This window comes from Paenibacillus sp. sgz302164, from assembly GCF_056120505.1.
The window spans coordinates 1-21,119 of record NZ_JBVYOL010000017.1; the positions used below are offsets into that span (position 1 = coordinate 1).

The window sequence follows — 21,119 nt, forward strand, 5'->3', positions numbered from 1 at the left end:
AGTGAAGGATCGCTCTTTCAAACGGAACAAACAGACAAAAGCTAACAAATTCACGAAGACCAAGCGGCGGGGGCTATAACCGCTTAACCTGACAACATTGGGGGTTAGATCCCGTGCATAGGGCGTGAGGCATCTCTCCCCCAACGCACGTCGTGGCTCTCCACGACGGGGGCGCCAAACCCCATGCGTGGGATGCGAGGCCGGGGCAGCCGGCCGGTCGTGATTTGATTTTATCCAAAATATGATGGGGTGGATACGATGATGGTAAATGAGAGTATGACAGCGAGCGCCGAAGTTCAGCTTCCACGGGATTGCACGTTTACGCCTCAAGATTGGCAAGTGCTGTCCAAATATTGGTATCCGGTAGCCGCAGTCAGCGAAGTGGGGGATAAGCCGCTTGCTGTCAAGCTTTTGGATGTAAAGCTCGTGTGCTACCGCAGCAACGGCAAAATCGTGATTGCCCGGGACCTCTGCTTTCATCGCGGTGCCCCGTTGAGCATGGGTTGGGTGGAGAACGGGGAAATCGTCTGCCCCTATCATGGCTTCCGTTACAATTGCGAAGGCAAATGTACAGCGGTTCCGGCGCATCCGGACGCTAAAATTTCACCGAAATTGAAATTGATCGTATACCCGGCCGTTGAACGATACGGCTTGGTATGGACCTCGCTTGCTTCAACGGAAGAACAGCTTCCATCGTTTCCCGGATGGGACGATCCGGATTATATGAACGTGCTGCCGCCGAGTTTCGACATTGCGGGATCGGCAGGGCGGCAGATGGAAGGCTTTCTGGATGTGTCGCATTTCGCCTTTGTGCATACCGAAACATTTGGCGACCGCAACAACACCGAAGTTCCCCAATACAAAGTAACGCGTGAAGGCAACCAACTGTTGGCCGAGTATTGGAGCACCGTCAGCAATTACGGAAGAGGCCAGGAAAATCCGGCGCCGGACGGATTCATGTGGCTCCGCGAATTTCACGTATTCCCTCCGTTTGCAGCTTCGCTCACCGTACATTTCCCGAATGACGGCAAGCTGATGATCTTGAACTGCGCATCGCCGGTTTCGGCGCGCTATACGAGATTGTTTTGCCCGATATCGCGAAATTTCGATAAAAACGCGCCCGTCGAGGACACCATCAAGTTTAACCTGCAGGTGTTCCAAGAGGACCGGGATATGGTCGAAGCGCAGACGCCGGAAGATCTGCCGCTTGATTTGCAAGCCGAAGCGCATATTCCGGCGGACCGCACCTCCATCGCGTACCGCCAGCTTCTTACCGAGTTGGGGCTCGGCAAAACCTACACGTCATAGAAGGCAAAACCCGGCCCGACATGCTGTAGATGTGCGATTGACCGAGAAAGTCACGATACTTGGCCAGGTAGCCGGAGGAGGCGCTACAAAAAAACTGCGAAAGTGCAGGCTTTTTCCGTAAAAGGGGCCCGTTTTGGCGAAAAGCCTGCGAAAGTGCAGGAATTTCTGGTGAAAATGAGCTTGGGCCCGTATGTTCGATGAAATTCCTGCACATTTGCAGGAATTTTTCGCTGCTGGCGTAAGCACGAGCAAAAACCTGCACATTTGCAGGAATTTCTCACTGCTGGGGTAAACACGCGCAAAAACCTGCACATTATACGAAAATAGACGCAGTAAGCCTGAATTATTTCATTCCGTGGGGCTACGTCCACGGCGTCATGGGGGTTTTTGCAGGAATTTCTCGTTACAGGGGGAAGCACGCGCAAAAACCTGCACATTATACGAAAATAGTCGCAGTAGACCTGAATTATTTTCATTCCGTGGGGCTACGTCCACGGCGTCATGGGGGTTTTTGCAGGAATTTCTCGTTACAGGGGGAAGCACGCGCAAAAACCTGCACATTATACGAAAATAGTCGCAGTAGACCTGAATTATTTTCATTCCGTGGGGCTACGTCCACGGCGTCACGGGGGTTTTTGCAGGAATTTCTCGTTGCTGGCGTAAGCACGAGTGAAAACCTGCACTTTATACGAAAATAGAACGCAGTGTGCCTGATTATTTTTATTCTGTGGAGTGACGTCCACGGCGTCATGGGGGTTTTTACAGGTTTTCGCCGCGTTGCCGAGTAGATGTGCTTGCGAGTAGCGGGCGAGTCTTTCGACAGCCTGCGATGGCGAGCGATGGTGCAGGAATGTTTTGTGACTTGTATGTTTTGCAGGAATTGTGCACGTTGCCGGCTTCAGCGATGGGCTAGCGAGTTTGCGACAGGTCTTAGAAATGCTCCGAAAGGAGCATTTTTTTACCACATAAGAATGTTTAAGTTCTTTACAGCGCTAAAGCGCGTAGAACAGCACTCTTATTGGCGAATAAACCTACCTCTGAACGCGGTCGCTCATCTTCGAAAAGACCTCGATAGAGGTTTATCTCACTGTTTAGGAAATTATGATTTTTGTTGCTTGTGGATAAAGTGTGCATAAAGTTGGGGGTAAGTGCTTTGTCAGCCGTCGGGGTGATTTTGTTCTTTCAAGGTCAGGATTTCCACGTATGGAACCAAGTCGGACCGGGGAACCTATAGCGAGTGGTGCATGAGCAAATTTTGGTGGAATCAGTTTCTTCAATCGGGGGAATTTGCCGGGGGAACTTGCGGCGAGCGTTCTTCATTATTTTGTCTGCCAGATGGTCGGGGTAGTGTTTTTTGTCTGTCCGATGGTCGAGGTATCGTTTATGAGGCATTCCGGCAGCCGCCCCCCCAAAAAAAATTATCCCCGCTAACAAGGTGCACGCTGACGCGTGTTTTTTTGTTGTATCGGTGCGATGCGGGAGCGTATCGTTCACCCAAAAAAAACGGACATGCGCCAAAAAAATGTGTACATTTTGTATGTCTATACACCCTATATATAATAGCCTTATAGGATTTTGTATTGTTCAGCGACCTGTTTCGTCTCTTCAGGCCGCTGATTGGCGTTGCGGAACGCCGCACAAAACGAAAGCGACGACAGGGGGGGTCAGCATGAAATCTTGGATGCGTTTACTTCGCAGTAAATTACGTTTCCAAAAGCTTAGAAGCCGCTTTCTCGCGGCGATGATTGTCGTATCTTTGCCCCCGCTGTTCATACTGGGGTACATTTCCTTCAATATCGCCAAAAGCACGCTCATGGAGACGAACGCGCAGACGAATGAGGATCACTTGGAAACGTCCAGCGAAGTGGCCGATTTGCTGCTGCGAAATATTGTCAATCTGCACCGGTCGATCGTGATGAACGACGAAATGCGGGGCGTGCTGAGCAGCAGCAACACCGGCAGCGGCACGCAGCCGATCTTCGGGCAAGGCAGCTCGCTGGAATGGACGCCCAGCAGGCTTCAGAAGCTGGTCAATAGCAATCTTTCCGACACCAAATTCGTGAATTCCGTCTGTGTATTCAATCTCGATTTCCGGACGTTTTGCACCGGGCGTTCCGATGATGCCGGCATTTATGAGAAACCGAACAAGCAGGCGCTGATCCAACAAACGGAGTGGTATCGAAACGCTTTTAACGCCCAGGGGAGGGTCGTCTTTTTCGGCTATGACGTGCTGGGGGAGTCGAAGGATTCGTTTTCTACGGTAAAACTGTTCCGGGATGCTTCCGATCCGAACGGCGAGCCGATCGGTCTGCTCGTCGTCAACGTATCGAAATCGATATTCAACAACATATTTAATGCAAGCAACGATTACGGCGGCTTTATGGCGCTCGAACCCGATCAGGGAAAGACCAACATCGTATTTAATAACGGCATGCCGGATTTGCCGTCTTCCCGGGAAGGGGACCTTGGCGCCGTGCTTAGCGAACTGCGGGACAACGGATTTTTGATCAGCCAATATCAGAATCAGACGACGGGCTGGACCTTTGTCCACTTGATTAAAATTCAGGAGCTGCTGAAAAAATCGAATAGAATCGCCATGGTCACAACCTCCATCGCGGTTTCGATGGGATTCGTCGCGCTTATCGTATCTATTTTTATTTCCGGCACCATTACCCGGCCGCTCCTGCAGATCAAAAAAATGATGGTCGAGTGGACAAAAGGAACCCGCGATTTTACGGAGACGTTCGAACAGGATGAAGTCGGAACGATCGGCGAGACGTTCAAGCGGCTGGCTTCGGAAAACAAGGATTTGAACGAGCGGCTGACCCTCTCCGAGCTCAAAGAGCGCGAAGCCGAATTAAGGGCGCTGCAGGCGCAGATCAAGCCTCATTTTTTGTATAACACGCTGGATTCGATCTACTGGATGGCTACACTGCAAAAAAACAACGATATCGCCCAAATGGCGGTCTCTTTATCGGAAAGCTTCAAGCTGAGCTTGAATAAAGGGAAAGATATGATATCGGTGTTCAAGGAATTGAAGCACATTGAGCATTATATGACGATACAAAATATCCGGTATGACAACCGATTTCAATATGTGGAAGAAGTGGAGCCCTCCATCATGGGGATGGAGATTATGAAGCTGCTGCTGCAGCCGCTTGTCGAGAATGCGATTTATCACGGCCTGGAGCCCAAAGTCGGGGACGGCACGATTCGTCTGACCGGCAGGAGGGAGGATGGATTTCTTATTTTTACGGTCGAGGATAACGGGGTCGGCATTGAAGATATGAAACGGACGGAGCAGGGGTACGGCTTGCGGAATGTGCGGGAACGGCTGCTTTTGTATTACGGAGCGAGCAGTTCCATGACGATTTCGAGCCGGGTGAATCAAGGGACGAAGATCGAAATTCGCTTTAACCCAATTATGGAAAAGAGGGATGACTGATGCTGAAAGCAGCCGTATTTGATGATGAATATATCGTGCTCAAAGGCCTTCGGGAAATGATCGATTGGGCGGGCTTCGGCATCGAACTGGCCGGTACCGCAAGCGACGGTTTGTCCGCGCTGTCTCTTTTTCGCAGCGAGCGGCCGGATATGATATTTACTGACATTCGGATGCCGGGCATGGACGGGCTGCAGCTGATCGAGGAGGTCATGCGGGAAGCACCGGAGACGTATTGTGTCGTGTTCAGCGGATTCAACGAGTTTGAATATGTGAAAAGGGCTATCAACCTGGACGTTGTCGATTATTTGGAGAAGCCGATTACGATCCAGAGCGTGGAAAAAGCTATCCGCAAAGTGCTTGACCGTATTGGCCGGCAAAAGGAGATCCGGGAATTAAAGCGGGCGTCGCAAAATAACAGGCGGGAGCTGCTCGAAAAGGCGACGCTCGATCTGCTGCTGATCGGGGCGGAAGCCGAGGCGAAGTGGCGGGAGAGCTTCGGGCCGGACGCGCAGCGGGTGCAGGCCGTAACCGTCATCGCCGCTGCGGCGGACGAGCTCGTGCCTCCGGAGGGCGCTGCGTACGATGCGGTCGCCGTCAGGCACGGGCAGGAGCGGATGATCGTTTTTTTTCATTACGACGTTCCGGCGCAGGAGTTCTGGGAGCATGCGATAGGCGAATTCGAGCATGCCGAAATGCCGGTCGGCAGCGGCGGGACGAAGCTGCGCGTTTCGGAAGCGTCCCTCAGCTGCAAAGAGGCGCTTCGCGCGCTGAGAACGGCGCGTTTTTTGGGCGAGAAGGGGATGATACGCTTCGAGGATTTGGGCGACCTTGCGGATGTGCCCGAAGGGGTGACGGAGCGGGAAGAAGCGATCATTCTGAGTCTGCGCTCTGGCAACAAAGCGGTGCTGCTTGAGCAGATCGACAGCTTTATTCAATGGCTGCAAAGCGGGAAGTTCGATCCGGAAGTGACGGAGCATGAGATGCTCAAGCTGATTTATTTGCTGCTGGAGGAAGCGAAAAAAAGCGCCGGAGACAAGTCTTTCCGGCTGCATGACAGCATGCCGCATGTCGAGTTCGGCGAAATGGCCGCGAAAGGGCGGGTCGCTGAATGGTTCCGCAGCCAGATCGAGCGGATCGCCGACGTCACAATCGATGCCCGTGGCGATTCGCGACATGCCGCCGTCGTCCGGGCGTGCCATTTTATCCGGCAGAATTGCACCCGTGATTTGACCCTGCAGGAAGTGTCCGAGCACGTGGGCATGAACCAGACGTATTTCAGCGTGCTGTTCAAAGAGGAGATGGGCGAGTCGTACATCAAATATGTGACCCGGTACCGGATGGAGCTGGCCAAATCGCTGCTTGGCAAAGGCTTGAAGGTGAACGAAGTCAGCGAGAAGGTAGGCTATCATACGTATAGACATTTTTCCGAGGTGTTTAAAAAGTATACAGGGGTAGCGCCGGGGCAATATAAAGAGCAGCATGTACATTATATGGATATACGTGCACATTCAGAAATAGATGCGGTGCAATCAGAAAAAAACGGACATGAAACAAAAAAATGAAGCACTGCCGCACCCCATGAGCCGGTATTACAATAAAACTGCAGGGGGATCGAACTCTGCACAACAAGTCAACATCATAAGGGGGCTTAACCGATGAATAAAAAGGGAACAAAGCTTGTCGCGTCATTGTCAACCGCGGTGCTGCTTTCCGGCGCGCTCGCAGGCTGCGGCGGCGCATCGCAGCAAGCCGGAGATAAAAGCGGACAACCGGCGGCTCAAACCGACGCTTCGGGGAAAAAAGTGACGATTTCGCTGCTTGTAGACAATTCGCAGGATGTCGTCAATACCTCCAACGCGGTTGTCGCGGCATTTGAAAAGAAATATCCGAATATTCATGTTGAAACGGAAACCCGTCCGGGCGGCGGCGAAGGCGACAATATCGTAAAAACCCGTCTTGCTACGGGGGATATGTCCGACGTTTTCTGGTATAATGCCGGTTCTCTTATGCAAGCGCTTAATCCGGAGCAAAACTTGCTGGATCTGACTAACGAGCCGTTCATGGCGAATGTGATCGATTCCTTCAAGCCTACGGTTACTTTTAAAGGCAAAATCTACGGGGCCCCGCAAGGCTCGACATCGGGCGGCGGCTGGTTTTACAACAAAAAGATTTATGCGGATCTGGGTCTTTCCGTTCCGAAAACGTGGGATGAACTGATGGCCAATAACGAGAAGATCAAAGCGGCCGGCATTACGCCTGTCATCGGCTCCTACAAGGATGATTGGACCTCTCAGATCGTCGTGCTCGCGGACTATTACAATGTGCAAGCTAAAAATCCGAAATTCGCGGACGATTACACGGCCAACAAAGCCAAATACTCGACCGATCCGGCCGCTCTGAGAAGCTTTGAGAAGCTGGAGGAACTTGCGAAGAAAGGGTATATGAATAAAGACTTTTTGGCCACGAATTATGATGCCGGTTTGAAAATGCTGGCGGAAGGCAAGGGCGCGCAATATCCGATGCTTTCCTTTGCGATTCCTACTTTGGAACAGAATTATCCGGACAAAATGAAGGATATCGGCTTCTTCGCACAGCCCGGGGACAGCGCGGATCAAAACGGTTTGACCCTTTGGATGCCGAATGGAGCTTATATTTACAAGAAGAGCCAGCACATCGAAGAAGCCAAGAAATTCCTCAACTTCACCGCATCTTTAGAAGGCATCGCCGCGACGCTTTCGGTTTCCAAGCCTACGGGACCGTATGCGATCAAGGACGCCAAGCTTCCTGACAATGTATCGCAAGCGGTTAAAGATATGTTCCCGTATTTCAATTCCGGCAAAACGGCTCCGGCGCTGGAGTATGTATCTCCTGTCAAAGGCTCCAGCATGCCGCAAATTACGACGGAAGTCGGCGCAGGCATCAAGACGGGCAAACAAGGCGCGGAGGCATACGACAAAGATGTAGAAAAACAAGCGAAGCAGCTTGGTCTTCAAGGATGGTAGTCGCTAACGGATAGAATCTGAGGGGAGCCCGTCCTCATGCAAATTGGATGCAGGACCGGCTCTCCTTCTTTAAGATACAGGGGTGAACTCGATGACCAAGATTTTCAAACGCACGTATTCATACGCTTTTCTGATCCCGGCGGCGGTTGTTTACCTGGTGATCTTCCTGCTGCCAACCGTCATGTCCTTTTTCTTCAGTTTGACCAGGTGGAATTTGGCGGATTGGCAATTTATCGGTTTGGACAATTTCAAAATGTTTTTCCAGGAAGCATCGCTCGTTATCGGCTTCAAAAATACATTCATTTACGCGGTCGTCACTTGCGTCCTGAAAGTGGTTTTGGGACTTTTGCTGGGCGTATTTCTAACTTCAAAAATAAGAACCAAAGGTTACCTGAGGTCTGTCATATTTTTCCCGACTTTGCTTAGCGCCATTGCGGTCGGCATTACTTTCAGCATGATGATGCATCCTACTCAAGGCTTGATCAATACTTCGCTAGCCGCGCTCGGCATCACCGGGCCGGACTGGTTGGGCGATACCCGCATCGCGCTGTTGTCCGTAGCGCTGGTGGACGTCTGGAAAGGCGTCGGCTTCGCCACCGTCATTTACATTGCCGGAATCATGTCGATTCCTCAAGACTATTATGAAGCGCTGGAAATCGACGGCGGCGGCTCATTCCGCAAGTTTTGGAACATCATCCTTCCGCTCAGCCGTCCGGCGACGAACTCGGTCATCATTTTGGCGTTTATCGGCGGATTGCGCTCTTTTGACCTCGTATGGGCGATGACCAAAGGGGGACCGGGCTTTACGACCGACCTCATCGCTTCGATCATTTACAAGCAGTACCAAGGCGGCTATTACGGTCTGGCGACGGCAGGCAACGTCATTCTGTTTATTTTCGTCACGGCATTGGCTTTCCCGCTGTATACGTACTTGAATAGAAAAGAGGTTGACCTATGAGCAAAGGGATAAGAAGGTTCAGTGTGGAGGCCGTTGCCGTTCTTCTGACGGTTGTCGTTTTCTGGATCCCTTTTTATTTCGTTATCGTCAATGCGATCAAGGATAAGCAGGAATCCTCGCTCTTGAACTTGGCGTGGCCGACGACGATTCATTTTTGGGACAATTTAAAACAAGTGATCGCTGCGCGGGATTATATGCTGATAAGGGCGTTCTACAACAGCACGCTGCTCACGGTCGTATCGATCGTCGTGCTCGTTATCGTCTGCGCCATGGCCGGGTACGTCATGCAGCGCAGGCAGGACAGGGCTACGCCGTGGCTGAACTTTCTCGTCCTGTCGGGACTGATCATTCCGCCCGCCATCGTGCCTACGATCTGGGTGCTGAACGGTCTCGGACTGTTTAAAACGATGCCAGGACTTGTCCTGGTCGAGGTTGCGCTCGGCTTCCCGTTCGGCGTCCTGCTCTACAAAGGCTTTATGTCCGCGATTCCGCGCGAGATCGACGAGGCGGCGGTCGTTGACGGGTGCAGCGGCTTCAAGCTGTTTTACCGGATCATCCTCCCTTTGCTTCAACCTGTTACCGCAACGATTATCGTCACTTCTTCGGTCGGCATCTTCAACGACTTTACGAATCCGCTGTACTTTTTCCCGGGAGCGAAAAACGCTACGGTGCAGCTTACGCTTTACAATTTCCAAAGCCAGTACGTCACGCAGTGGAACTTGCTGTTTATGAATATTTTGCTCATTACTTTGCCGCCGCTGATTTTGTTCATCTTTTTCAACAAAAAGATTGTGGCCGGCATGACCGCAGGCGCAGTCAAAGGTTAATTAATAGCGCTAATATTTATGCTGTTAATCATAAGGCCAAAGAAGAGGAGAGATTTTATGGGGAAATTGACAGTTGAAGCACTAAAATGCGAATACCGCACGAATCCGCTTGGCATTGGAGTCGCGAGCCCGCGGTTTAGCTGGCAGCTTCAATCGGACCGCCGCAGCACGATGCAGCGCGGATATCGGATTGTCGTAGCCGGCATGGACGGCGATTTTGGCGCGCCGCTGTGGGATTCGGGCTTCGTCGAATCGGAGCAGTCGATCCAAATTCCGTACGCGGGACCCGGGCTGAAATCGCGCATGCGCTACTCGTATCGGGTAAAAGTATGGGACCGCTTCGACCGCGAATCCGAATGGAGTGAAACCGCCTGGTGGGAAATGGGGCTTCTCGATCAAAGCGAATGGCATGCGCAATGGATTACGCCGCATGCGGATGAGATCGATCCTGACGCCGAGCCGGCTTTTCTTCTCCGCAGACGGTTCGAGGCGAAAGAAGGGCTTGTGTCCGCCCGCATTTATGCGACAGCGGCAGGGGTTTACGAACTGTATATGAATGGCCGGCGCGTGTCCGAGGAAGTGCTTGCTCCGGGCTGGACCAGCTACCACAACCGGCTGCAGGTTCAGTCGTACGACGTGACGGAGCTGCTGCTTGAGGGCGGCAACGGAATCGGCATCATGCTTGGGGACGGCTGGTACAAGAGCGGGATGGGCTTTGAAAATAAAAACTACAAGTACGGCGACCGCCGGGCGGCGCTGCTGCAGCTTCATCTTCAATACAAGGACGGAACGGAAACGGTCATTGCCACGGATTCGTCATGGAAGGCTTCTACAGGCGCGATTTTGTATTCGACGATCTACCACGGAGAAACCTACGATGCGCGATTGGAGCAAGAAGGCTGGAGCGGCGCGGAGCTGAGCGAAGGGCAGTGGAAGTCCGTGCAGATTTGCGAAGGTTTGCCGCTAAGCGTCCTGGTCGCTCAAGAGAACGATCCGACGCGGGTAACCGAAATCTTGCGCCCCGTTTCTTACTTTGTAACGCCTGCCGGCGATCATGTGCTGGATATGGGGCAAAATATGGTGGGCCGGGTTCGGTTTACAGTGAACGCTCCGGCCGGAACCCGCATTCAGCTGCGGCATGCGGAAGTGCTGGACAAAGACGGCAACATCTATTTCGGCAACCTTCGTCCGGCGAAGCAGACCGTTGAGTATGTCGCAAAAGGCAGCGGCGAGGAAAGCTATGCTCCTTATTTCACGTTCATGGGCTTCCGTTACGTGAAAGTGGAGGGCTTCCCGGGCCAGGAGAACGGACTGCCGCTGGATGCTTTTACGGGCGAAGTGATTCATACGGACATGGAGCCGACCGGCGAGTTCGAATGCTCCGACGAGCGGGTGAACCGGCTGCAAAGCAACATCAAGTGGGGGCAGAGAGGCAACTTCCTGGATGTGCCGACCGATTGCCCGCAGCGCGACGAGCGGCTGGGCTGGACCGGGGACGCACAGGTATTTATCAGCACGGCGCTGTTTAACTTCCAGGGCGGGCCGTTTTTTACCAAATGGCTGCACGATCTGAAGGCGGAGCAGCTGCCGAACGGCGGAGTTCCTTTCGTCATTCCGGACGTGGCGGGCGGCGCGAATTCGGCTGCATGGGGCGACGCCGCGGTCATTTGCCCGTGGACCGTTTACCAATACTACGGGGATACGCGTCTGTTAGCCGAGCAGTACGAAAGCATGAAAGCCTGGGTCGAGTACATTCGTGCTCAAGGCGAAAACGAATATTTATGGAACACGGGGTTCCATTTCGGCGATTGGCTCGGTCTTGACGCCAAGGAGAACAGTTACATCGGAGCGACTCCGACGGCTTTGATCGCGACCGCTTACTACGCGTATTCGACGCGTCTCCTCCGCGATGCCGCACTCGCTCTCGGCAAAGAGGACGATGCCCGGCTGTACGGCGAGCTTTACGGGAAGGTCGTGCAAGCGTTCCGGGAAGAGTTCGTCACGAAAACCGGCAGGGTCGCCGCTCCTACGCAAACGGCTCATGTGCTTGCGCTTGTTTTTGATTTGGTCGACGATAGCGTTCGAGCGAGAGTCGCGCATGATTTGAACGAGCTGCTCGTGGACAACGAGTACCACTTAACGACAGGTTTCGTAGGGACGCCATACCTGTGCTTCGCGCTTTCGAATAACGGCTACCACCGTACGGCCGTGAAGCTGCTGCTGCAGGAAAGCTATCCGGGCTGGCTGTACTCCGTCTCCAAAGGCGCGACGACGATCTGGGAGCATTGGGACAGCATCAAGCCGGACGGTTCGTTCTGGAGCGATGACATGAACTCTTTCAACCATTATTCCTACGGCGCCATCGGCGACTGGATGTACCGCAAAGTAGCCGGCTTGGACATGGATGCCGCGGTGCCGGCGTTCAAACGGATGCATATCGAGCCTTTGTTCGGCCTGAACAAGCTCGCTTACGCTTCAGCCGCCCATCGATCGATGTACGGCCGGGTTGAATCCGGGTGGCGGGTCGACGGCGACCGGATTGAAGTGAACGTGCGGATTCCGGCGAACACGACCGCTGAGGTTGTGCTTAGGGGCGCGACGATCGGCGGCCTGAAAGAAAGCGGTGTGGAGCCGGGCTCGGCCGAAGGCATCCAGCTGATCGGCGAGAGCGAGCAGGGAGTGCGGCTGATGATCGGTTCAGGGGCGTACTCCTTCACCTACACGAATGCGAATTTGTTCCGCGTCATCTACACGGTGAACACGAGAATCGACGACGTGCTGAGCGATCCGGCGGCGGCCGAAGTGCTGAAAAAGCACTTGCCGGATCTTTTCAACGGCGGCGCCTTCCATATCGTGAAAAAGTCCACTTTCAAGCAGTTGGCGGAGCTGCCGTTCGTGAGCCTGCCGGGCGAAAAGCTGTCCGCGCTGCTCGAAGAGCTCTCCAGCTTGTAAGAACTGCCCCGCAGGTGCTGATGCCGCTTGCAGGCACCAAAGCCGCCCTGCAAGCGCTGATGCCACCCCGCAAGCACCAAAACCCACTCCACAAACGCTGATGCCGCTTGTGGGGTGGGTTTGGCTTTCTTCAGGGGGGAGCGGGTGCGTCGTCGTTCCGTTCCTGCGAGATGCCGTGCTGGAACACTGCTTGCTAAGGCATCGTCGGCATCGCGCGCTGAAAGCCTGCAAAAGTGCATCTTTTTGCAGCCAACTGTGCTAGTTTCGAAGAATTCCTGCAAATCTGCAGGTTTTTACGCCCGAACTCAAGCACAGGCCCATCATTTCGGAAAATTCCTGCACAATTGCAGGCTTTTCCTCGAAACGAGCCGGTTTCCTCGAAAAAGCCTGTATTTTTGCAGTTTTTCTGGCCCTGAAGCTGTTGATCAAACCGAATCAGCCGATTACGGGTGGGCGAAATCATCCCTCGACTGACAAAACTAGCCACTTGTTACCGGACAATACGCTCATCTTATCTCCAGCCGCTGAAAAGTTGTACCCAAAAACCTGCCTATCAGCACTCCCCAGCCTTCCCGCACCCTCCGACATCCCTCACACCCCCCTTGGTGCTGTAACGATGGGTTGTGACCGCCATGCATCGTGTACAAGCGAGAGGAGAGAGTGCCTCGGGTCGTTGAAGTGGGCTTTGGATCGATGTTGTAACGATGTGGCTGACCGACCGCCGTCATGCAGCAGCACCACCGCGTGCAAGGAGCTGAGCGTAGTGCGACCATGCATCGTGCACAGCTGGAGGAGAGAGTGCCTCGGGTCGTTGAAGGAGGCTTGGATCGATGTTGTAACGATGTGGCCGACCGACCGCCGTTATGCAGTAGCACCACCGCGCGCTGGGAGCTGAGCGCAGTGCGACCATGCATCGTACAGCGCTCCCGGCCAAGCTGCTACAACACGAAAAAGACGCCCCCCATACACTGGTACAGCGGGTGCCGGAGGCGTCTTTTCTAGCATTACTTCGCAGCGGCTGGTTCGGCCACTGCTTTGTATTTGGAGGAAACGTAAGTCACGGCCTGCGGCTCGGTAATTACAGTTAAGTTCATCGAATCCGGCTGCGGGTCCTGCAGCGTATACGTGATGACGGCTTGGCCGTCCTGCTCGAACCGGATGCCGGTAATTGTTATCCCATAGCCCGTGCTGGGCTTGGAACCGCGGGACAGCGTCACTTTGTTGATGTCGTCGTTGATTTTTTCGACAGCCACCGAAACGTTCTCGGTCGGCGCCGGCTTTTGCGTGTGGGCGGCTGCGACCTTAGCCGCGTTGTAAACCCAAGTCGCCGCTTCCCCGCGGGTAAGCTCGCCTTTCGGATTCAGCTTGCCGTCCTTGTCGAGCGAAGTGATTTTATACAAAAGCATGCGCTGCAGCGCGCCTTGATACTCAGTCGTAATTTGATCGGCATCCTTGATCTCGACATACATTTTCACCAGCGGGAACTTCCCGTCTTTCTCCAGGGCGTGAACCAGCAAGTTCCCGAACTGTTCCCGTGTAATGATGGCGTTCGGATTCACATCCTTGGGAATCTCCAGGCCGTTGTAATGAGCGATGATGAACGCGTCCGCATACCAGGCATTGTTTGGAATGTTGGTGTAAGTATCCGATGCCTCCGGCTTTTTGACAAATTTGATCGTGTCTAAGTTTAAATTCAAGCCTTTTACGATCATTTGCACGCTTTGCGCATAGCTGATCTTGCCTTTGGGCATGAAGTGCTCGCTATCGATTCCGCTGACGACGCCGCGGCTTTGCAGCGCCGATACAGCTTCCGCTTGTCCCTCTTCGACATCCGAAAAAGCGAATGCCGTACTAAATGTCAGACTGCCGACCATTAAAGACGTTAAGGTTAATGCGATTAATTTTTTCAATGTTATTTCGCTCCTTATCATTCATGATTTATGTTGTTGTCCTCTAGAGTTACCCTTAAAACGGAAATGGCGTGGAAAAAGTTGCAGGGCTTTCGGAAAATTCGTCAATTTTCCGGATGCGCCGTTTCATCGACGGGTTGGGAATATAAAACAAAAGCCATAAGACAGCTAGTATTAGTTGTCTTATGGCTTTCTATGTATGGGAGCGGGCGCCGGCGCCGGGTAGCGGACGACAGGCCATTTTTCTTTGCGCAGAGCGTTCATCAACGCCGGTTCCGCATCAAGATTATTTTGCACGAGCTCGTAAGGGGTCAGGGCCATCCATTGGTTGAGCGATATGTCGGCGAAGCGGTTGCTTTTGAACATTTCCAGAAACCACAGGTTTTGGTTCCCGGTGTTTTGGATGTAATGTCCGAAGGCAAAGGGCACGTATCCCACGTCCCCCGCCCGGTAGTTGAACGTGCGGGCTGTGCCTTCAGCCGCAAAAACAGTCATGCGCCCCGTGCCCGAAAGGTAATACTGCCATTCGTCGTTGTTAGGGTGCCAGTGCATTTCGCGCATTCCGCCGGGCTTGATTTCCACCAAAGCGGCGGCTATCGCGGTCGCAATAGGAAAGTTGGTGGAGTCGGCGATGCGCACCGTTCCCCCTGGCGTTACCAGCGGCTTTTGCGCGAGCAGCCGGTATGTGAAACTTTTGGGCACCGAACCGTACGGGTCGGCAACTTGCTGACTTTCGAGAGAACCGGGCACCCGGGCTTGAAAAATATATTTCTGTCCGTTCGGAACATGGGCAAAGACGCTCTCGGGTACGCCGAAATTCGCCGACAGCACATCTTTCGGCGTATGAGCGAACCAGTCGGAGATCGAGAAAGTGTCGATATCGGAGAAATTGCCGTCATCGAAGACGAGCAGAAACTCGCAGCCTTCCGCCAGCCCTTGAATCGAGTGCGGGATGCCGGGAGGAAAATACCACAGATCGCCCACGCCGACATCGGCGATAAAGTTCCGCCCATCCTGATCGACCGCAGTGATGCGCGCCCTCCCCAGCGTCACAATGGCCCATTCGGCCTGCTTGTGCCAGTGCAGCTCCCTGACGCCGCCCGGCGTCAGCCGCATGTTCACCCCGGCCAGCGTGGTAGCGATGGGGAGTTCCCTTGCGGTCACTTCCCGCGACCACCCGCCGTAATTCAGCTGCATATGAGTATCGGAAAAAGAAAACTTCATGTTGGGAATCGTTCCGGCATCCGTCGCCGGCGGGACCAGCATGTCGGGGTTTTCCAAATCCCGCATAACGTCCCGTGGGCCGAAATCCGTCGCCCCGGCGCCATCGCTTCTGATGGGCTGCGGGATATTGACATACGCCGGCCGCCCCGATAAAGGCCTGCCACCCATTCAAACGTCCTCCTTTCGCCGGACCGCCGTTTCTGTTTAGCATGCGGTCGGCTGTCATTTTACAAATTTATGATGCGTTTTTCGTACATATGCCAGCCGTCAAACGCCTTGCTTGTGCTCCAAACCAAACGCGCATTCGCCCGCTTTCATAAGCTAGGGTATGCGTGTATAATGGGCAGAAGAAAAATGAGTATACTTAGCCAAAGGATTTGAATGATGGATACGAATGTAACGGTTATCGGCACTATTCTTATGGATTGCAAAGGATTTTCATCAGACGCTTACCGGCACAACGGGCGGAATCTGGGGGCTGTTCGTTTCGTACACGGCGGGGTCGGAAGAAATGTAGCGGAAAATCTGGCCCGGCTCGGCGTCCGGGTATCGATGATGTCTACCGTGAATGCCGACGGCAACGGCAGGGCCGTGGTGGAGCATCTGCGGGATTGCGGAGTTCGGACGGAGTACATTAAGCCCATTCCGGAGAAAGGGATGGGTTTTTGGCTTGCGATTTTGGACGAAAACGGCAACTTGGTCGGTTCTATTTCGGACATGCCGGAGCTTGGGGCGTTAGAGCGGATGGTAGAAGAGAAGGGCGAGCAAATTTTGTCCGAGTCAAGCCATGTGGTGCTTGTCCTTGATTTGAACGAACAACTGACAAAGCGAATTCTCCACCAGGCGCTAAAGCTGAACAAGAACGTTTACGGGCTCCCCAGCAACTTTAGCGTGATCGCTTCTCATCCCGAGGTGTTGGAAGGGTTGGAGTGCTTCATCTGCAATGAGTTCGAAGCGGCGCGGTTGTTCGGCAGCCCGTCTCTGGCCGAATTGAGCAGGGAGGCCCAGACGCAAATGCTGCGGCAATTCATGACGTCCCGTTCCATCAAGCAGATGGTCGTAACTCTTGGAGCAAGCGGGGCAATCTATCACGATGCCCGAACCGGCGAATCCGGGTTCCAGCCTGTCCAGCCGGTCAAACTGGTCGATACGAGCGGCGCCGGAGACGCCTTTTTCTCGGGGACGGTTATGGCCCTGGCAAACGGTAAAGACCTCGGAACCGCGGTCGCGGCAGGCACCCGGATTGCAGGCTGGACGATAGAATCGTCGGAGAGCTGCTGCCGCTCACTGAGCGCGCAAGCGGAACAGGATGCTTTTATCCGCACGATGTTGGGAAATGCCGGGAACGGCGCGGAGTAAGAGGGAAGTTTGTGAATAGCGCGCAAAGCCTTTAATCGCCCATATTTTTCGGCAGGTCTGCGTTCCTTTTGAAGCCCTGGTTTGCTATACGGACAACACGAAACTTATCGACGATGATTGCTGCCTTAAGCAATACAGCCCGCACAGCTTCTTTATAAGTAAGCCATAGTTACGAAAAGCCGATGATCAGGTAATATGTGAGGTTTCTCTCCAGTTCCTAGGATAAACCTCAATTACCTCTTTTGGCGTGCCCTTTTTCAATCTAAACGAGTGTTTAATCGAAATACTTATTGCAAACGGAACGATGTTCCATATATAATTGGAACGTGGTTCCGTTTGTGTTTGTCTTTAGCACAACAAGGCGGGTTGGCCATAAATCGATGAAAAAAGGAGTTTACTATGAAAGATCATTCCATGAGCAACACAACCACGCCGGCTATAGATAAGGCCCTCAGCACGCCCGCTCCCGTCCTCTCGGTCAGTCCGGTAGTGCTGCCAGCTCCCGGCCGAGCCGTGGACCTGGAGGTACGGGTCTCCGCGCCTATGACCGGGAGCGACCTGCCGGTCATCCTCCTCTCGCACGGTCAGGGCTACTCGAACAACCTCTCCTCACTGAACGGATACGCCCCCCTCGCCAACTTCTGGGCGGCGCACGGCTTCGTCGTGATCCAGCCCACCCATCTGAGCTCGAGGACGCTGAGCCTGGATACCGGCGACCCTGAGGCGCCTCTGTACTGGCGATCGCGGGCCGAGGACATGAAGCGCATCCTCGACCAGTTCGACGTGATCGAGGCCGCTGTCCCGCAGCTCCTCGGGCGCCTGGACCGAAGCAAGGTCGCCGTAGCCGGGCACTCGATGGGTGGGCACACCGCGAGCCTGCTGCTGGGCGCCCGGCTCACCGATCCGCACGACGGAACGGAAGTGAACCTGGTCGAGCCCCGGATCAAGGCGGGTGTACTGCTTGCCGCGCCCGGCAGAGGCGGCGATGCCCTCAGCGAGTTCGCAGCCGAGAAGTATCCTTTCTTCTTGACCACGGACTTCTCCGAGATGACGACGCCTGCGCTCGTGGTCGCCGGCGATAAAGACACGTCTACTCACCTGACGGTTCGGGGTCCGGCTTGGCACACCGATCCGTACTTCCTCTCCCCAGGCCCCAAGTCCCTGCTCACCCTGTTTGACGCAGAGCACGGGCTCGGCGGGGTCTCTGGATATGACGTCGCCGAGACCACGGACGAGAACCCCGAGCGAGTCGCTGTGGTCCAGCGGCTCACGTGGGCTTACCTTCGCAACGCGCTCGACCTCGACGATTCCAGTTGGCCGGCAGCTCGCGCGGCTCTGGAAGAGAGCGCCAGCCCGCTGGGGCGCATCGAGTCCAAGTAAGGGCCTGATGGGCACTTCGTTTCGAATAAATCCGAACGCATGTCGAACGGGTAGCTTCGTTAAGAAACAAACGATAGAGGCTTCCATTAGCTAAGAGAAAAGGGGAGCCATTTGCATGGCTTCCCCTATCGACTGTACATACCTTATTATGGCGGTAAGAACCTGAACCGTTCCTACTGCCAATTTGTTACTATGTAAAATCTGCACAATAATTGGAAGGAGCTCTCGATCTGTTGGCACGGTACGCGAGAGTTCCTTTTACTTATTGCATGGTCAAATTGCATTGGAGGTTCATCGGACAGACTTCTAGGAGGGCGTGTTTGCTGACGGGATCGCGCGGTAGCGCAACCCATCTACGAGCAGAGCAACCATTTGCCGCGCATGCACGGGATCGCCGTTGTGTACCACCGTACAAAGGCTCGCGACCGCCCGCAGCAAATCGTCTGGCTCAACGTCGGCACGCACCTTACCGGCAGCGGTCGCCGTTTCAAGCAAGGTTCTCAGCGCGGGATTTAGTCGCTTTTCGAAGTAGGAGGGCAAGGTCTCGTATGCCGGGTTGCCTGAATGCAGAGCCGCCGCGAGTCCGCGTTTAGCCGCTATGAAGTCCACGTATCGCTGCATCCATCGCGCCAGTGCCTCACCGGGTTCATGCTTGGCGGCCAAATCCTCCGCGGCATCTGCGCAAGCATCGACCTCGTGACGGAAGACGGCCTCGATAAGGTCCGAGCGCTGTGGAAAATGGCGGTAAACAGTGCCGACGCCGACGCCGGCCTTCTCCGCAATCTCCCGCACTGGAGCGTCCACTCCCGAGGTCGCGAACACCGTCATCGCGGACTGGAGCAAAGCATTGATGTTGCGCTGTGCGTCGGCGCGCACGCGTCGATCCGTGTGGTCGCGAGGTTCCAAGCCATCACTGGGGTTATCCGTTTTGTTATTCATCAAGTAGTCCCCCCATAAATTTAATCCTCAATTTACATTTACGAATTCATCCATTACCGCATATGTGAATAATTATACTATTACCACCAACATGGCTCAACCGTATATTCCGATTTTAAACCTTTGTGAAAGTGGATTGGTTTCAACCATTTTTTTCCTAGGGGCCATTTTTCATAAAAAAACCGGCGGCGCCGGTTTTTTTTGTTTTTACGAGAGATGCAGATGTAAAATAATAACACACATTAAATGGGTGATAAAATATTATTTAGTATGCAATAAATATTTTAATGTTGCGATTTATGTCGCGAAAAATATAATGATTATATGAGATGGCGCAGGTTGATCTCAAATATGATGTCGGATTTTTATTTGTGGGAGGTTTAACAATGTCGGTAGAAACAAAGGGAAGTCAAAGCGTCATTCTGCGTTTGGAAATTGAACGGGCCGTCTCCTTTTTTGAAGTTGTGTCTATGATGAATGAATGGGGCGCAGAGATTATTGCTGTGGATATGATCAGAACGCTGCAGGATTCCACTGTGCGAGATATAACGATCAATATTTCGGACGACTCCCGCCAAAACCAACTTGTACAAGCTCTCGAGGCGCATCCGGGTATCGAGGTGCTGCATGTTTCCGATCAGACCTTTTTGCTTCATCTAGGAGGCAAGATTGAAACTAAACTTAAAGTTCCGGTAAAAAACCGTGACGATTTGTCCCGGGTATACACGCCGGGCGTCGCCAAAGTCAGCATGGCGATCCACCACGATCCGTCGAAGGCGTACTCGCTGACGATTAAGCGCAACACGGTTGCGGTCATTTCCGACGGCACCGCCGTTCTCGGATTAGGCGATATCGGTCCGCTCGGCGCACTGCCGGTGATGGAAGGTAAGGCGATGCTGTTCAAGGAAATGGCCGATTTGGACTCTTTTCCGATATGTCTGGACACGAAAGATACCGAAGAAATCATTCAAATAATAAAAGCGATTGCCCCGGTTTTTGGCGGCATTAATTTGGAGGATATTTCCTCGCCGCGCTGTTTTGAAATCGAAGAAAGACTGAAGAAGGAACTGGATATTCCCGTATTCCACGATGATCAGCACGGCACGGCTGTCGTTTTGCTGGCAGGTTTGATCAACGCATTGAAAATCGTAGGAAAAAGCATGGAAGAGATCAAGGTCGTCTTCACCGGCGTCGGCGCCGCAGGGGTGGCCTGCACGAAAATTTTGCAGCGCGCCGGGGTGAAGCATATCATTGGCGTAGAACGGACAGGCATACTGAACCGCAATCATACGTACACCAACCCTGTACATGAATGGTACGCGGCGAATACGAACGAGGAATTGGCGGAAGGGACGCTCGCCGACGCCATTCAAGGAGCCGACGTGTTCATCGGATTGTCCGGCCCCGGTGTTCTGAAAGTCGAAGACGTTAAAAAGATGGCCAAGGATCCGATCGTATTCGCCATGGCGAATCCTACCCCCGAGATCAGCCCGGAAGAAGCGGCGCCTTATGTGCGCGTGATGGCGACCGGACGGTCGGATTATCCGAACCAGATCAATAATGTGCTCTGCTTCCCCGGCATTTTCCGCGGGGCCCTGGATTGCCGGGCGACGACAATCAACGAAGAAATGAAAATCGCCGCTGCGCAGGCAATCGCTTCCATAATTGGAGAGCATGAATTGAACGAGCAGTATATCATTCCGAGCGTGTTCAACCACAAGGTCGTCGAATCCGTCCGCCAGAAAGTCATACAAGCAGCCATCGAAACAGGCGTAGCTCGAAGAAATCCCAATACGTAGTACCGTGCAACAGCCC

13 protein-coding genes are annotated in these 21,119 nt (G+C 53.6%); 10 read left to right on the forward strand and 3 right to left on the reverse strand.

Going from position 1 to position 21,119, the window contains the following annotated elements:
• The first annotated feature begins 261 nt into the window (after window positions 1-261).
• From AC0LWT_RS25635 to AC0LWT_RS25665, 7 genes are all read left to right on the forward strand, one after another.
• Entirely contained in the window at window positions 262-1,308 is a 1,047-nt protein-coding gene (locus tag AC0LWT_RS25635) for a Rieske 2Fe-2S domain-containing protein (protein WP_474684258.1), read from the forward strand.
• A gap of 1,669 nt (window positions 1,309-2,977) precedes the next feature.
• Window positions 2,978-4,753, forward strand: coding sequence for a cache domain-containing sensor histidine kinase (locus tag AC0LWT_RS25640; protein WP_474684120.1), 1,776 nt, complete (start codon window positions 2,978-2,980; stop codon window positions 4,751-4,753).
• Window positions 4,753-6,315: a response regulator transcription factor gene (locus AC0LWT_RS25645; protein ID WP_474684121.1), complete on the forward strand. Its 1,563-nt coding sequence runs from the start codon at window positions 4,753-4,755 to the stop codon at window positions 6,313-6,315. Before AC0LWT_RS25640 ends, AC0LWT_RS25645 begins: the two co-directional genes overlap by 1 nt.
• A gap of 93 nt (window positions 6,316-6,408) precedes the next feature.
• Complete coding sequence (locus tag AC0LWT_RS25650; RefSeq protein ID WP_474684122.1) at window positions 6,409-7,755, forward strand: ABC transporter substrate-binding protein; 1,347 nt, start codon at window positions 6,409-6,411, stop codon at window positions 7,753-7,755.
• Window positions 7,756-7,846: 91 nt separating this feature from the next.
• Complete coding sequence (locus AC0LWT_RS25655) at window positions 7,847-8,713, forward strand: carbohydrate ABC transporter permease (RefSeq protein WP_474684123.1); 867 nt, start codon at window positions 7,847-7,849, stop codon at window positions 8,711-8,713.
• Window positions 8,710-9,540, forward strand: a complete 831-nt coding sequence (locus AC0LWT_RS25660; protein WP_474684124.1) for a carbohydrate ABC transporter permease — start codon at window positions 8,710-8,712, stop codon at window positions 9,538-9,540. The genes AC0LWT_RS25655 and AC0LWT_RS25660 overlap by 4 nt, the downstream gene beginning before the upstream one ends.
• 57 nt (window positions 9,541-9,597) lie before the next feature.
• Window positions 9,598-12,492, forward strand: a complete 2,895-nt coding sequence (locus tag AC0LWT_RS25665; protein WP_474684125.1) for a family 78 glycoside hydrolase catalytic domain — start codon at window positions 9,598-9,600, stop codon at window positions 12,490-12,492.
• Window positions 12,493-13,496: 1,004 nt separating this feature from the next.
• Here the strand turns inward: AC0LWT_RS25665 and AC0LWT_RS25670 are convergent.
• Window positions 13,497-14,402 (reverse strand): S-layer homology domain-containing protein, encoded by a 906-nt coding sequence (locus tag AC0LWT_RS25670; RefSeq protein ID WP_474684126.1) that lies wholly within the window; start codon window positions 14,400-14,402, stop codon window positions 13,497-13,499.
• 183 nt (window positions 14,403-14,585) lie between these two features.
• On the reverse strand, window positions 14,586-15,794 hold the full coding sequence (locus tag AC0LWT_RS25675; protein ID WP_474684127.1) for an oxalate decarboxylase family bicupin: 1,209 nt from the start codon (window positions 15,792-15,794) through the stop codon (window positions 14,586-14,588).
• Window positions 15,795-16,007: 213 nt separating this feature from the next.
• Here AC0LWT_RS25675 and AC0LWT_RS25680 point away from each other — a divergent pair, with 213 nt between their 5' ends.
• Both AC0LWT_RS25680 and AC0LWT_RS25685 read left to right on the forward strand, forming a co-directional pair.
• Window positions 16,008-16,985 (forward strand): carbohydrate kinase family protein, encoded by a 978-nt coding sequence (locus tag AC0LWT_RS25680; RefSeq protein ID WP_474684128.1) that lies wholly within the window; start codon window positions 16,008-16,010, stop codon window positions 16,983-16,985.
• Window positions 16,986-17,384: 399 nt separating this feature from the next.
• Window positions 17,385-18,365, forward strand: a complete 981-nt coding sequence (locus tag AC0LWT_RS25685) for an alpha/beta hydrolase family protein (RefSeq protein ID WP_474684129.1) — start codon at window positions 17,385-17,387, stop codon at window positions 18,363-18,365.
• Window positions 18,366-18,671: 306 nt separating this feature from the next.
• On the opposite strand, the gene AC0LWT_RS25690 is transcribed toward AC0LWT_RS25685, so the two are convergent.
• On the reverse strand, window positions 18,672-19,304 hold the full coding sequence (locus tag AC0LWT_RS25690) for a TetR/AcrR family transcriptional regulator (RefSeq protein WP_474684130.1): 633 nt from the start codon (window positions 19,302-19,304) through the stop codon (window positions 18,672-18,674).
• Between the two features lie 386 nt (window positions 19,305-19,690).
• On the opposite strand from AC0LWT_RS25690, the gene AC0LWT_RS25695 reads away from it, so the two are divergent.
• Window positions 19,691-21,103, forward strand: a complete 1,413-nt coding sequence (locus AC0LWT_RS25695; protein ID WP_474684131.1) for an NAD-dependent malic enzyme — start codon at window positions 19,691-19,693, stop codon at window positions 21,101-21,103.
• The last annotated feature ends 16 nt before the right edge of the window (window positions 21,104-21,119 follow it).